This window comes from uncultured Roseobacter sp. (assembly GCF_947495025.1).
GTDB lineage: Bacteria > Pseudomonadota > Alphaproteobacteria > Rhodobacterales > Rhodobacteraceae > Roseobacter.
Window position 1 is genome coordinate 1628841 of the sequence record NZ_CANLXG010000001.1, and the last position, 13488, is coordinate 1642328.

A 13488-nucleotide genomic window follows, 5' to 3' on the forward strand; every position below is an offset into this window, starting at 1 on the left:
ACATTCAGCTCCCACATTTCCGAGCGATATCCTCGGGTGTCACGATCCAGTAGTTGTCGTGGCTGCCGGTATCCACCTCTATCAGCAGTCCACCTGAGTGATCCACGCTGTCGAGCGGCACCTGTGCGGTGCCGTCACTCTGAAGCTGGAGCGTTGTAAGCAGGTTGTTCTCACCGTCAAGAATCCGGACATCGCCCTGTTGGGTGACTTTCCCGTTGGAAAATTTCGCCTCGACCGAAACGGCCACGCAATCGACAGAGGCAAAGACCACAAGCTGATGCGCCGCCGCCCCAAGCGGGGCGACGACAGCAAGGCCTGAAAGGACGAGCGCCCGGATCACTGACCCGGCCACTCTTCAAAATGAACCCAGATCACAGCGCCGAGTTCGACAGCTTTTTCCTGACCGGAAGCGGCCTCGGTGAGGGTGTAGTCAGCGGTGTTGAGGGCCGCAAAGCCCCACCAGCCGTCAGAGGGCGCCGCGTATGTAAAAACGCCACCGGCGTCGGCTTTGACAGTCTGGGTGATCATCAGCTCGTCCGGTGCCGTCGCACCGGCACCATCGTTGAAGAACTCGACCTCGACCTCGGCGTAGGGCACAGGTTCACCGTCCATTTTCACGATGCCCTGAAACACGTTGTGCTCCCAGAGCCCGAAGGGTTTCGACAGGGGGACGATCTCGGTTTTCAGACCCAGTTCCGTGTCCCAGCCTTCGTCATCGCCATAGGCCGTCACATAGGTCTTGGTGTAATGAATGATGAAGGCGTCTTCGGCTGGCTCCCAGTAGGGCTGCGGCTCCATCGCAAAAATGTAGGTCCCGGGCCGTTCCAGCGGATAGTCAAGCGTATAGCCCTGTTCGTCCATCACTGTCGCATCCCGTAAGCTGCCGAGGAGATCTGTCGTCGTGCCCTCATGGGTCACCGAGAAGGAAACCGGCGTATCGAGCATCATCCCGTCCATTTCGAACGGATGTGAAAACGACATGGTCAGCGCCACACTGCGTCCGTCTTCCTGGGCAATCATCGGGTCATTGGGAATGATCATGCCGTAGTGGGCAATTGCGGGCGCAGCGGCCATCAGGGTTGCAAGGGATGCGGTGAGAAAAAGTCGTTTCATGTAACCTCCTGTTGATTATGCGCCAAGGGCGAGCAGCCAGCCCACCCAGGCTTCAGCGTTCCGTGACACAACGGCCGCTCCGGTTGCTGCAATACTTCCTGCGATACACAATAGCGTCACGGTTTCAGCTGCCAAGAGGCGCAGGACCATGCCCTTTTGTGCCCCCAGTTTCACAGCCGTCGTAATTTCACGGGCACGAAGGCGGTAGCTCAGAAAAACCGCAAGGCCAACGGCAGCGACGGCCGCGACCGCAATGATGGCCGTGACGACATCCAGCAGCGATTTGATGCGGAAAATGCGATCGACCAGCCCCTGGATTACGCCTGCCGGCTCGACCAGCTGCGTCGGGCTTTCGCTATCAAGATACCGGCCTTTGAGGATGGTGCCTGACCGTATGTCGCCCGGCACAATGATTACAGCAGAGGCCGGGAAATCGTCCTGGCTGCCGTGGAAATGAAAGCTCTCGATGTTGTCTTCCGTGATCCGCTGGTATTGCACAACTGCCGCTTCCGCAAGTGCTGCGGTACCAGCCGCAACGTCGGCCGCAGTGACTACGTTTTCGTGTCCGTGACCAATCCCCTGAATGACCCAGGCCGTCTTGATGTCCACAAAAATCGCCTGATCGTCAGGAGTATTCGTTGGTGCAAGAACGCCGACGACCGGCATTTCCAGAGGGTAGACACCGTCGAGATCGAACAGGTTTTCGGGGGCGGACACGAGCGTGTCACCAACGCCTTTTCCGAGCTTTTCCGCAACCTGCGCCCCGATCACAGCATCGCCCAGCAACGAAAGCCCGCGACCACTTTCGAGGGAAAGGTCACGGAAATCGAAATAATCCAGCGTGGTTCCCACAATCCGGAAACCGCTGGAAGAAAACGCCGTATGCAGCGGGATCGGAACCCCAAGGCCACTGTCCCAGACCGTTTCAACTTGGCGCATCGCCACCGGATCGGGGCGTTCCTCGGAGAAATAGAGCGCGGCCATCGTCAGGTCGAGCTGCGATCCACGGCTGCCCAGCAACAGAGGTGTTGCCTCCCCTCTTGCGACCAGTGCGCGCTCGCTGGTGGACAACAGAGTTTGCGTCGCCACGGGGACAAACATTATCAGTGCCGCCACCAGCACCAGCACCAGGCTGCGCCCCCAGTGATAGCGAAGGTAGGAAAAAGCAAGGTAGAGCGCGTTCATGTCTCCGGTGCCGCTCGAAATTGCGCAAAGTCCAGCACGCGCTCAAAGCGCGGCAGCAGTTCGTGATCATGGGTCACGGCGAGTACCGCAGCGCCTGCCAGTGCCGCCTGCTCGAAAAGAAGATCAAGAATTCGTGCCTTGCTGTCCGGGTCGAGGTTGCCTGTGGCCTCATCTGACAGGATCAGCCCGGGCTGGGTCACCAGCGCCCGGCAGATCGCGACACGCTGTTGTTCGCCCTGGCTCAGTTCCGAAGGATGCCGGTCAAGTTTATCGCCGATCCCGCAAGCCGCCGCGAGGCTTTCGGCGCGCTCCCGCGCCTCTTTATCCAGCGTCAGTGCGGGTGTGATCCGATAGGGGTAACAGATGTTCTGCCGCGCCGAGAGATAATCGAGCAAGGCGAAGTCCTGAAAAACAAAGCCGATCCGGCTCGCGCGAAAGCGGCGACGCCGGGCATCAGACAGCCCGGATACTTCCGTGCCTGCAACGTCGATACGACCAGCCTCCGGAGTCAGGATACCCGCGATCAGGTTGAGCAGCGTCGTCTTCCCGCTTCCGCTTGGTCCGACCACGGCGACCCGCTCTCCCTCGGCGAGGGTAAATTCCGGAACCCGCAACCGGAACCCGCCGGCGCCGTAGCCGAAAGTAAGGTTTTCAATATGAACCATCAGTTCGTCTGAGGCGCCGGGAATGTCTCACCCGCCGTATCCCGGTTGACGTCGAGCAATTCAAAACCGGTGATCCGCCAGGCCCCCGCCACCGGTGCGACAATCAGGTCTGCGCTATAGGTGTTGCCGCGGACATGCAGGTGTTCGGAATGCCCCACAGTGCCGATAACCTGCCAGGAAGCGCCGACAGACAGCGCGCTGTTTTCACGCGCAACCTGCGTATTCAGAAGTCTGATCTCGTGAATTGTCTGATCGGTTTCGTCGAGGCCACCTCCCTTCATAGCGCCGACACGCTCAAGGTAGAGATATTCCAGAGCTTCACCATGGGTCACGCTGGCAAGCGTATCGTAAATTGCATCTTCTTCCGTTTCCCCGAAGGCTTCGTAAACCACAAGCAGAAGCGCTGGTGTCAGCCGCCAGAATTCTTCCTGAGCCCGGGAAAACGTCATCGGCTCAAGATCAGGGGCCGAAAAGGCATCTGTTTCAGAAAACTGCGCACCTTCAGGCCAGAAAACAGCCGCGACTGCCGCGACGACGGCTGCCAGAACAAATGCTGCAATTGTGTACGTGGTTTTCACTGCTCCAGACCCCGGAAATCACACTGATCCATCAAAGATTAACCTGTTCGAGATGTGGCGGAAGTGCAAGCAGTCCGCGGGTGTGGGCCCTGCCGGAAGCGCCGGGGAAAAAGCGTAACCGAAAAATCGTATCAGGACCGGAAAGATTAGATGCATCTGATCAAACGCTGAGCGGTCAACATCGAAAAGCGGGGTGGTCGGGAACAGCCGATCAAAAGGCCGGGGGCGGGCAATCCTGTATTGTCAGCCGGTGGCCTGACGCTGCTATTGGTTCAGCGATGCACAGCTGCGATGCAGAGTCCCGAAAAGGATCACGGGCAATGTCAGTCTTATGCCCCCTCTTCATAGCGCCTGCGTTCCGCATCAGTCGCAGAGCGCCACTCTGCGCGCAGGAGGTCCATCCGACGTGGAATTTTCTCCTCCAGCACATCCGCCTCAATGATCCGCTCTGTCCGGAAGTACCGAAACCCGGCACGTAATTCACACCAGGCAGCAATGATGCGGCCGGCGTCCCGATACCCCAGAAGTATGGGCCAGATCACCCGACGGGTCAGCACGCCTGAGTTATCCGAGTATTTCAGAACGATCTTCCTGCGGTTTCGGATTGCGAGGCGAATGGCGGCAGCGCCAAGAGCCTCATCTGGCTGAGAGACCGGGGCGACGCCGACAGCCGGGTCAACAAAGGACGTCCGGTACCTTTCCGGGGCCACGGTTTCCAGTTTTGTGATCAGCTTCCCGGCGGCACGTGCCAGCTCTGGCTCACCACGTGTCTGCACCCATAAAACGCCCAGTGTTACGGCTTCGATCTCGTCCGGGGTCAGCATCAGCGGCGGCATGTGAAAACCGGGCTCCAACACATAGCCGACCCCGGCCTCGCCGTTCACCGGCACACCCTGACCCATCAGGGCTGCAACATCGCGATACACCGTGCGCCTGGTCACACCCAGTTCTTCGCCAATAGTCTGGGCAGAAACCGGCCCTTTTGCCCGCCGCATAATCTCGATGATTTCAAAAAGCCTGTCCGCGCGCCGCATTTTATCTCCCTTCACTGGAAAAGATCATACTGACAGCATGCTGACAACACGCTGTCAGCAGGGGTGCGATAAACGCATGGAATGCAATCAGAGAACGGGATAAAAAATGAAACGCATCATCACGCTGACCTTCGCCGCACTCCTCCCCACGACGCTCGTCGCCGAGGCGGTGAAGCCTGAAAATACTGTGCCGATCATGGCGATGGGCGCTTATGTGCCGACCGACGACATGGCAGCATCAGAGGCATTCTACCGGGCTCTCTTTGACAGTGATCCGGCAATCGGGTTGCCGGATTTCGTGGCCTTCAACGTGGCCGGTGGCTGGTTTGCAATCGTTTCGCGGGACAGATATGCACCCAACTCCAGGCCAGGATCCGGCGCGGTCCCTTACCTGCAATCCGCTGATCTGGCAGCCTTACAAGCCCGTGTCACGACCGCAGGCGTGACAGCACCGGAGATCATCGAAGAACCGGGCATCCACCTGCTCAGGATCACGGACCCCAATGGTCAGCTGATTGAGTTTTTCAGACTGACCGGCGAGTGACGGTCATGATGACAGCCGCACTCATAAGGGAATGCGATCGAGAAATGTGATCCGGTGTGTCACCGACACGAAACAGGGCCGCGCGCCCGTGTCTGCAACCTGATCTTTGGAAAACCCGGCGCTGAACGCGTTTCGCTTTCTGACAGAACGATTTTCCGGCCTGATCCCGATTTTGCTCTTGCTGCTGCTGTTCCGTTTGGCGAAAAGCCCACTGGCGACGACACCGGAACATGGCAGGCTTTTGCGTCGCGACAGACAAGAAATCCGAAAGCACCATCCCCGGCAGACAGGTGAAGGTGAACCGAAGCAAGCCAGGTCGGGCTTCCCGGGCTGTGTCTGCGATCCGGGCATGAACAGGATTCGCGTCTTTGACTGAGGCGGGGCATTGAGGATGTCGTGCGCACATCCCGATTGAAAGGAATATTACGTGAGACTTGTTGTGTTGGGCGCAAATGGCCGGACCGGAAAATTCGTCCTTGGGCATGCGCTTGCAAAGAACATGGACGTCACAGCCGTGGTGCGTTCAGCCGACAAAGCACCCGACCTCCAGAATGAGAACCTGCAGGTTAAAGTCGGTGATCCCTGTGATCCCGTGTTCCTTGCATCGGTGCTTCACGACAAAGACGCGGTTATTTCAGCTTTGGGCGGCCGGCTCCCGACAAAAGCGGCCACGTCGGTTTATTTCCGGTCTGCCGCCTCGATCACCGAAGCCGCGTCTGCAACCGGCCTCAGGCGGATACTGGTGACCTCGACGGCGTTGCTTTTTCCGGACCAGACGCTGCCCGGGAAAATCCTTCGCGCCATTGTTCCGAATGTCGTCCGCAGCGCCGGGCGCATGGAGGATATCCTGAAAACCTCTGGCCTCGACTGGACTTCGGCCCGTCCGGGCTTTCTCAATGACACTCATGTGGCAACCTATCGCGCCGAGAGAGGTAGCCTTCCGGAGAAAGGCACAGCGGTTTCGAGGCTGGCCCTGGCCCATTTCCTGATCGATGCAGTCGATGACGCCCGGACCAAAGGAGCGGCATACGGCGTGTCGCAGGCAAGCCTGTGACAAAAATCTCCTTTATTCGCCTGTCCGCAGTTCCGGCTGAAGAAATTGCGGCCCATATGTCCGACCCGGCACTGGCGGCCCATATGCCTCTGCTGAAAGGCTCCTGGGACAGGAAGCGTACAGCTGATTTTGTTGCGATGAAGGAAGCCAGGTGGGCTGAGGACGGCCTCGGCCACTGGGCAATCCTCGCGGACGGCGCTTATGTGGGCTGGGGCGGTTTCCAGCTTGAAGGCCCTGACTGGGACTTTGGTCTCGTTCTGAAACCTTCGGCCTTCGGCCTCGGCATGAGGATCACAGCCCGGGCGCTGGAGTTCGCGCGTCGTGATGTCCGCATACCGTCCGTGACGTTCCTGCTTCCCCCAACCCGCACAAAACTGGCTGCACTGACGCGCATGGGCGCGCGGTTCGAGGGTGATGTGACCCTCGACGGTGCGATGTTCCGGAAGTTCCGCCTTGCAACCACAGCGCCCTGAGAAACATCCTCCGGGGACATGATGCAAAGGCGCGATCAGCCCAACCAAAGTAACTCCTGGCCCGGCATCTGTCTCAAAGACACCCTGGTTCCCGCAAAGAATTTAGATCGAACCAGCGTCTGTGCTTCCATGGCCAGGCCTGATCGCAGGGCCCGGGTGTTACGGTGGCCGTGACATCTGCCACCAGAAGAATTTCTGTTGACGGACAGGTTTACCGCGCACGGGATGAAACTGTCTCTCAGAACTTCCGGTCCCGGACTTTTCGCGACATCAGACCCTGACCACGCCTGTTCAGGTCCGGAAGCGAAGCCGCCAGATATAACATACCCCCTGCAACAGATATGTTCTTGAAAAACAATGACAGCTCGGCCTGTCCCGCGTCACCGCCCACCTCCCAGAACCTGTGGAACAGTGAATTTACAACGATGGTGTAGACAAACAGGAGCAGCGCGCTGACTGCCGCACCTGCCCGACCGACGGCAACTGCCATACCGCCTCCGAACTCCAGTGCGATGGTGGCCGGCAGGATAAACGGAACAAGCGGAAAGCCCATCCCGGTCATGGTTGCGGCGGTTGTTTCGAAATTCAGCATCTTGTTGATACCGCCCAGAATGAACAGAGAGGCCAGCAGGACGCGACCAATGTGCAACCCGGCGTATTGAAGGCGCATCACGGCGAAAGCCAAAGTCTAATTGCCGGCGGCAGCTTTGTTCGCTGCAGCGGCAAATCCACGCAATCCCCCCGAGATGTAGGTCTCGATTTCATCCATGCTGCGCCGGACGAATTGCCGTGTGACAAAGTTTGTGGGCACAACGTTATATGTCCATTCGACGCGGGTGCCACCGGCCACCGGCACAAATCTCTGCTCACCCACTATCTGTTCAACGCCCCGACCGGTGGCATTGGTGAAGATAAAGACCTGGTACCGGAAGAAGTCCTCTTCGTTCTGCAGGATGCGTTCGACAACATAGTGTCCGTCCGCAAGCCTGAGCCAGCGATATGCCCCCGGTTCGGGCCAGTCCCCGCGGATAACCTCGCTTGCGACTGGATTTGCGATGTTTTCGGTCGGCTCCAGAAAACTGGTCAGCGGCTCCTCTTCCATGAAAGCCCGCAGCGCACTGACAGGCAGTGCAATCGTTTGCTCGGTATAAGCTGTCAGGAAACCCGAGGTGGCAACGTCCGGAGGCGGCGTCAGCGCAGGAGGTTCAGTGGGAATTGAGGGTTTGCCGCAACCTGTTAGAATGATCGCAAGGCCAAGAAGGAATGAGGGAAGTCGCATGATCTGTATCCGGTCAAATAGTGCATATATCGCACTAGTTAGTGCGAGCTTCGCATCAATCAAGTACGACCCGCAAAATGACTGACCGGTCAAGCGAGGAACTCGCCAGACACATCAGCACAATAATAAAAAATCTGCTGGTCACCGGCAGACAGGGTGCGCCTGCCGAGGGGTTGCTGGCGTTTAACCCGTTGTATTTTCAGATACTTCGTATGGTCGGAGGCAGTGAAGGAACGCGGCCGTCAGTGATGGCCTCGGATCTGGCAGTTCCCCGGACAACGATATCTGCAGCGGTCAAGGCGCTTCAGGGCAAGGGCCTCGTTACCACAACTCCGGACCAGACCGACGGGCGCGCGGTCGTTGTGTCCCTGACCCGGCAAGGAGAGGAGGTCCTCGCGGCGATCACGCGGCAGGACAACAGGAATGCAAAGGCGATGTTGAATGCGCTGTCAAAGCAGGAAAGACCCGGCTTCGTGAAGGCCATGAAGAAGATCGCAGCGACGGTCTCCGAAAGTCCCGAAAGCTGAAACGGGCCGCGCCCTCACATTGCCGCCAGTTCCGCGGGGACCGCAGGTGCGGAGCAACATATGCCGGAGCGAAGCATCGACACTGTCCTCTGTTGCCCTCAGCAGACGGCTTTTCAGAACTTGAAGCCCTGCGGTCGCGATCTCCGTGCGTGCCCTGCAAATGACAGGCACTGGCACCTGCCGGTGTCCTGTCGGCAGGACAAGACCACCATCCGAAGGCCGAACCGAAAGGACCCTCTGCCCGCATTTCCGCAGCGTCGCACAGCATCAGAGATTGGGCCGCTGATCTTCGCTGCCCGAATTTCATGACAAAAGCCCTGAGAAGACACCGGACACCCGGATTATCTCCTCAGGATATTTGCAGCCGGTCTTATGAAACAGAATGGTTTGGCGAACTTTATGCACCCGTGAAACCCTGCAGACTGTTGCGCCGCTTCATCGTCTTTTCGGGCGTCCCTAATGATGTTGGTCCGAGAACGGTTTTTTCGGGCGCGGGTAGATCGGCAGATGTGGGATCAACACGTAGTCCGGTTGCTCCACGACATACATGAATGCTTTGGCGATATCATCGGGCCGCAGTGCGTCTGGTTTGGGGCTGTCAAAGAATGGCGTATCGGTCATACCGGGATGCAGGCAGGTAACGCGGCCACCTGCGTCGCCCAGTTCTGCGCCAAGATTGTCAGCATAGCCCCGGATGAACCATTTGGTTGCTGAATAGACCGAGCCCCAGACTGTGCCCTGTGCCGCCAGGGATCCGACCATGATAAAATGGCCCTGCGAAGCCTTCAGGTGCGGCAGGCTGTATTTAGCTGTGTAGGTCACGCCGAGGCAGTTCACCTCGATCATCTGACGGAAACTTCCGGGATCGCCCTGTTCGGTCCCGCGGGCGGAGGCACCAAGACCGGCGTTGGCAAAGACCACGTCGATGCGCCCGAACCGCTCCACCGTTTGCGTGACGGCCTGTTCGACCTGCCCGGCATCAGTTACGTCGCAAGCAATGGCCAGAGCATTGTCGGATCCGAATTCATCAACCAGCCTTGACAGGCTGTCGATCCGTCGCGCGGCGAGGGCAACCCTGTGGCCTGCCTTCACCGCATAACGTGCACAAATTTCACCGATGCCGGAAGAGGCCCCCGTGATCAGGATGATTTTCGACATTGTCGCTTTCCTTTCCGAAAGTTCAGGCCGTCTGTCGCGCCTCGGCAAGGGCTTCCATGACCAGTGTTGCTGTGGCTCTGGCAGAAGCCGGGTTCTGGCCTGTTACCAGCGTGCCGTCACGCAGCGCGAAAGGCTCGAAATCGGGTGCCGCCTCATGGTTTGCACCCAGCTCTTTGAGGCGCGTTTCCAGTAGAAACGGCACGGCGTCCTGCAATCCGACGGCGTATTCCTCACTGTCTGTGAAGGCTGCGATGCGGCGTCCCCCAACAAAGGCCGTGCCATCGGGTTTACGCGCGCGCACAAGGCCCGCCGGGCCATGACAGACAGCGGCAACAACCTTGCCTGCACGGTCGAACGTTTCGATCAGTGCGGCCAGTGCGGCGCTTTCCGGATAGTCGAACATTGTGCCATGGCCGCCGGGCAGAAAGACTGCGTCAAAGTCAGCCGCATCAAAGCTGTCAAAGCGCGGGCTTGAGGCCATCTGCGCCTGAAGGGCTTCGTCTTTCAGGCTGCGCTCCACCGAAGCGTCATTCTCGCCCTCGGGCGCAACACTGCGCTGGTCTACAGGAATGGCGCCTCCAAAAATTGAGGCAAGTGTGACTTCGGCGCCCGCGTCGCAGAAGGCATAATAGGGCGTGGTCAGTTCTTCCAGCCAGACACCGGTGGGCTCACCATTGTCCATCGTGGCGGCGGAGGTTGAAATCATCAGAATTTTTGCATTTTGCATGGTTGTTCTCCTCTTTCTCCGCCGTTCAATAGGGTATGGCCGCGATCAGCACATCAAAGAGAAATTGCGCTCTGGCATAAATATTTTTATGTATCAGACATGTCACTTCCCGCGCTCCGCTCCTTTATCGAGGCCTGTCGCTGCGGCTCGCTCAGCGATGCTGCACGCAATCTCGGGCTGACCCAACCGGCGGTGTCACAGCATATCGCTTCACTGGAGGCACAGCTGGGCCGCCCGCTGTTCGACCGCAAACCGCGCGGCGTCACACCAACCGCCTTTGCCCATACCTTTGCGGCGCAGATAGGCGACGGGCTGGATAAGGCCGAAGCCGCCCTTGCCGCGGCAAAGGCACGGTCGGGCCAGTTGTCCGGGGCAGTGCATATCGCCGGACCGTCCGAATTGATGGCCGCACGGATCGCGCCGCATCTCGCCGAGCTGCAGACCGCAGGATTACAGATCCATCTGCGTCCCGGCGGTAAATCCGCGATCTACCAGAGCCTCTTTGACTCGAATGTCGATCTCGCCTTCACGGCGTCATCCATTGACGACCCGCGGCTGGATTGCCAGAAGGTCGGCAAAGAACAGCTGATTGCAGTCGCCAGCCCACAGGTTGCAGCCAGAATCGCCCAGGGCGCCTCGCTGGCCGAAGGGTTGCAACGCGCTTCTGCGGCCGCCTATGACACTGATATGCCCCTGCTGCGGGACTGGTGTGCGCTTAACCGTATCGATGCCGGACAGATTCTGCCGGAGATAACGGCACCCGATCTCCGTATGCTCTGTTCGCTGATCATCGCAGGCGCGGGATGGTCAGTGGTACCCGATTATCTGTGTCAGGCAGCGCTGGACAGCAAAAAACTGGTCGAAATCCCCGCCCCCGTCGGCGTGCCGGAAAACACGTTTTACCTGGTCTGGGTCAAGAGCGCCCTGCGCCATCCCCGGGTGGCGCATGCGCGTCTGCTCCTGTTGCAAGCGCTCGGCGGGTAAAGCAACTCTCACGCCGGGCGACAGCGGTTCAGTCTCTTGTCCGCCCGGCCCCGCGACTGGTCGGAGCGGTATATCCCGGTGCAAGCGCGCCGGGTGAGACGTCGAACGCAAGATCGCCGGGCGCTACTTCGGTTCCGTCCCCGCGGACCAGGGCGGTGCGGACCCGCTCTCCGGTCCGCGCGTCCAGATAGCTGACAATACGCTGCTCCGGAGACATCAGGAACGCATAACCATATTCGGCAAGTGCGACGATAACGGGAACGAGACCCAGCCCCTTTTCGGTAGGCTGATACGCACTGCGGGACCGCGCGCGCCCTTCGCGATAGGCCGTTTCGCGCAGAATGCCTGCGCCAACCAGGCGGCGCAGCCGGTCAGCAAGCACGGCGGTCGATGCCCCGGTGTGACGCTGCAGATCGCCAAATCTTGTAACACCCGCAAAGACATCGCGCAGAATAAGAAGCGCCCACCGGTCACCAAAGAGATCGGCACAGGCCGCGATACCGCAATTAGTAGTGTCAACGTCTTTCCAGTTCATTCTGATCCCTTCTGAATGGTGCGTGCTGCAAAATGTCCGGTGGTCCCGATACTCTGACATCTCTTTTACCTCATCTATCTGGCTTTATAAATTAAAGTTTGATATTCGACACACCTGATACCTCCAGGCGAGACGCAGGATGACCTATCCCAGAGCCCGAACAGTTTTGCTGATGATCGACCCCTACAACGACTTTGTGTCGCGCTTTGGCAAGGCATGGCCAGCAGTGCGGGCCGTCGCACGGCGCACAGGACTGGTCTCCAATCTCAGGCGCGGTCTGGCTCTGGCACGCAGCCACGGGCTGACGGTGGCCTATGCCCCGCATCATCGCTACCGTCGCGGCAGTTTTTCGGACCGGCGTTTTCCACATCCCTCTCAGATTTTGCAGAAGACCTTTCGCAGCTTTGCCCAGGGCTCCTTTGGCGGAACCTTTTACAGGGATCTGCGACCTGCAGAGGGCGACATCGTGGCCAGCGAACATGCCTGTTCAAGCGGTTTTTCCGGCACCGACCTGCATGCCCGTCTTCAGGAAAAAGGCGCAACGCATCTGATCCTGATGGGGCTGCTGTCGAATACATGCGTAGAGTCCACCGCGCGCAGTGCGATTGACCTTGGGTATCATGTCACACTGGTCCCCGATTGCGTTGCCGCCTGGTCGCCCGCAGATCACGCGGCAGCCGTGGAACAGACCTATCCGCTCATTGGTCATGCGATGCTCACCCTCGATGCGCTGCGCGCAGAACTCGAAGCCGGGAAGAGCACTCATGATTAATGTGGTGGTGAACAGGACAATGCGCGCGATCCTGCACGCTGGCCTGCGGCGGTATCGGCCGCACTCCGCGGCGCACACGGCGCTGATCCTTGTTCATGTTCAGCCGCCCTTTCTGATAGGGCACGGAGATCTGACCAGCCGGCTTGGCCAGCTGGTGACCGTCGCCCGCGACAACGGTATGCCCGTTTTTCGGTCGGTCTTTGATGCTTCTGCTCCCGTCCAGTATCTGTCGCCAGCGCTCAGGATGATGCGCTCCAGGGTCGGAGTGTCAGGCGCGGCGGAATTGCCGGCGGGGTTATATCCGACGGCGGCTGACATTCACCTGCCCGCAACAACAAATCTGAGCGCCTTTCATGAAACCGGACTAGCAGAGATGCTCGCCTCTGCGGGTATCGAACGGTTGGTTGTTGCCGGCACCTTTGCGGATATCGGTGTGGATTCCACCGCGCGCGATGCGACAGAACGGGATTTTTACACAACGGTCATTTCCGATTGCTGCGGGGCACAGACCGAAGCCGGGCGAGATGCAGCACTCTCCGTCACGATCCCCAGAATGGTACAGCACGTCACGACACTCGCCGACTGGATCAGCGAGGTGGGTGGAAAACCCGCTCACCCGGGGCCAGCGGAACACCGCCCTGAAACTCAATTGTGAAAACAATGCAGACTGGCAGGCCATTCAGGCGGGACCCGTATGCAGCCCTGCGCCGGGATGGTCTGCGCGGACAGGCTGGCACCAGTGGGTGCCTTCTGAACAAGGGTCCTGTTGCGCGAACGGCAGCCTTTCAGCCTCCGGGGCCCGCGCAAAGGCACAGGCAGAGATCAGACCGGTAGACTCCGACGTCTGATTTTTTGCTGAA

The 13488-nt window shown here is 59.1% G+C and carries 19 protein-coding genes; 8 read left to right on the plus strand and 11 right to left on the minus strand.

Annotation, left to right across the window (positions count from 1 at the left end; translation table 11 throughout):
* Positions 1 to 4 precede the first annotated feature (4 nt).
* From Q0792_RS07655 to Q0792_RS07680, 6 genes are all read right to left on the minus strand, one after another.
* Positions 5 to 340, minus strand: a complete 336-nt coding sequence (locus Q0792_RS07655) for a hypothetical protein (protein ID WP_298838354.1) — start codon at positions 338 to 340, stop codon at positions 5 to 7.
* On the minus strand, positions 337 to 1113 hold the full coding sequence (locus tag Q0792_RS07660; RefSeq protein WP_298838357.1) for a DUF4198 domain-containing protein: 777 nt from the start codon (positions 1111 to 1113) through the stop codon (positions 337 to 339). Before Q0792_RS07660 ends, Q0792_RS07655 begins: the two co-directional genes overlap by 4 nt.
* Positions 1114 to 1128: 15 nt before the next feature.
* On the minus strand, positions 1129 to 2298 hold the full coding sequence (locus tag Q0792_RS07665; protein ID WP_298838360.1) for an ABC transporter permease: 1170 nt from the start codon (positions 2296 to 2298) through the stop codon (positions 1129 to 1131).
* The gene (locus Q0792_RS07670; RefSeq protein WP_298838363.1) at positions 2295 to 2963 is read right to left on the minus strand and encodes an ABC transporter ATP-binding protein; all 669 of its coding nucleotides are present in this window, start codon (positions 2961 to 2963) and stop codon (positions 2295 to 2297) included. The genes Q0792_RS07665 and Q0792_RS07670 overlap by 4 nt, the downstream gene beginning before the upstream one ends.
* Positions 2963 to 3541, minus strand: a complete 579-nt coding sequence (locus tag Q0792_RS07675; RefSeq protein WP_298838365.1) for a hypothetical protein — start codon at positions 3539 to 3541, stop codon at positions 2963 to 2965. The genes Q0792_RS07670 and Q0792_RS07675 overlap by 1 nt, the downstream gene beginning before the upstream one ends.
* A 329-nt stretch (positions 3542 to 3870) precedes the next feature.
* The gene (locus Q0792_RS07680) at positions 3871 to 4575 is read right to left on the minus strand and encodes a YafY family protein (RefSeq protein ID WP_298838368.1); all 705 of its coding nucleotides are present in this window, start codon (positions 4573 to 4575) and stop codon (positions 3871 to 3873) included.
* A gap of 106 nt (positions 4576 to 4681) precedes the next feature.
* Between Q0792_RS07680 and Q0792_RS07685 the strand changes: the two genes are divergently transcribed.
* From Q0792_RS07685 to Q0792_RS07700, 4 genes are all read left to right on the plus strand, one after another.
* The gene (locus Q0792_RS07685) at positions 4682 to 5119 is read left to right on the plus strand and encodes a VOC family protein (RefSeq protein WP_298838374.1); all 438 of its coding nucleotides are present in this window, start codon (positions 4682 to 4684) and stop codon (positions 5117 to 5119) included.
* Positions 5120 to 5225: 106 nt separating this feature from the next.
* Positions 5226 to 5495 (plus strand): hypothetical protein, encoded by a 270-nt coding sequence (locus tag Q0792_RS07690; protein WP_298838377.1) that lies wholly within the window; start codon positions 5226 to 5228, stop codon positions 5493 to 5495.
* A 51-nt stretch (positions 5496 to 5546) separates the two neighbouring features.
* Complete coding sequence (locus Q0792_RS07695; protein ID WP_298838380.1) at positions 5547 to 6173, plus strand: NAD(P)-dependent oxidoreductase; 627 nt, start codon at positions 5547 to 5549, stop codon at positions 6171 to 6173.
* Positions 6170 to 6646, plus strand: coding sequence for a GNAT family N-acetyltransferase (locus Q0792_RS07700; RefSeq protein WP_367276763.1), 477 nt, complete (start codon positions 6170 to 6172; stop codon positions 6644 to 6646). Before Q0792_RS07695 ends, Q0792_RS07700 begins: the two co-directional genes overlap by 4 nt.
* Positions 6647 to 6884: 238 nt before the next feature.
* Here Q0792_RS07700 and Q0792_RS07705 read toward each other — a convergent pair whose 3' ends face one another.
* Together Q0792_RS07705 and Q0792_RS07710 are read right to left on the minus strand one after the other, a co-directional pair.
* Positions 6885 to 7316, minus strand: coding sequence for a DoxX family protein (locus tag Q0792_RS07705; RefSeq protein ID WP_298838382.1), 432 nt, complete (start codon positions 7314 to 7316; stop codon positions 6885 to 6887).
* Positions 7317 to 7334: 18 nt separating this feature from the next.
* Positions 7335 to 7925, minus strand: coding sequence for an SRPBCC family protein (locus Q0792_RS07710; RefSeq protein WP_298838385.1), 591 nt, complete (start codon positions 7923 to 7925; stop codon positions 7335 to 7337).
* A gap of 77 nt (positions 7926 to 8002) precedes the next feature.
* Here Q0792_RS07710 and Q0792_RS07715 point away from each other — a divergent pair, with 77 nt between their 5' ends.
* A complete protein-coding gene (locus tag Q0792_RS07715) occupies positions 8003 to 8452 on the plus strand; it encodes a MarR family transcriptional regulator (protein WP_298838388.1) in 450 nt (149 codons plus the stop codon).
* A 456-nt stretch (positions 8453 to 8908) separates the two neighbouring features.
* Here Q0792_RS07715 and Q0792_RS07720 read toward each other — a convergent pair whose 3' ends face one another.
* Entirely contained in the window at positions 8909 to 9610 is a 702-nt protein-coding gene (locus Q0792_RS07720) for an SDR family oxidoreductase (RefSeq protein ID WP_298838391.1), read from the minus strand.
* Between the two features lie 22 nt (positions 9611 to 9632).
* Positions 9633 to 10337, minus strand: a complete 705-nt coding sequence (locus Q0792_RS07725) for a type 1 glutamine amidotransferase domain-containing protein (protein WP_298838394.1) — start codon at positions 10335 to 10337, stop codon at positions 9633 to 9635.
* Between the two features lie 99 nt (positions 10338 to 10436).
* Between Q0792_RS07725 and Q0792_RS07730 the strand changes: the two genes are divergently transcribed.
* On the plus strand, positions 10437 to 11321 hold the full coding sequence (locus Q0792_RS07730) for a LysR family transcriptional regulator (RefSeq protein WP_298838398.1): 885 nt from the start codon (positions 10437 to 10439) through the stop codon (positions 11319 to 11321).
* Between the two features lie 28 nt (positions 11322 to 11349).
* On the opposite strand, the gene Q0792_RS07735 is transcribed toward Q0792_RS07730, so the two are convergent.
* The gene (locus Q0792_RS07735) at positions 11350 to 11856 is read right to left on the minus strand and encodes a helix-turn-helix domain-containing protein (protein WP_298838401.1); all 507 of its coding nucleotides are present in this window, start codon (positions 11854 to 11856) and stop codon (positions 11350 to 11352) included.
* A gap of 139 nt (positions 11857 to 11995) precedes the next feature.
* On the opposite strand from Q0792_RS07735, the gene Q0792_RS07740 reads away from it, so the two are divergent.
* Positions 11996 to 12628, plus strand: coding sequence for a cysteine hydrolase family protein (locus tag Q0792_RS07740; RefSeq protein ID WP_298838404.1), 633 nt, complete (start codon positions 11996 to 11998; stop codon positions 12626 to 12628).
* Positions 12621 to 13283, plus strand: coding sequence for a cysteine hydrolase family protein (locus Q0792_RS07745; RefSeq protein ID WP_298838407.1), 663 nt, complete (start codon positions 12621 to 12623; stop codon positions 13281 to 13283). Before Q0792_RS07740 ends, Q0792_RS07745 begins: the two co-directional genes overlap by 8 nt.
* Positions 13284 to 13488: the final 205 nt, after the last annotated feature.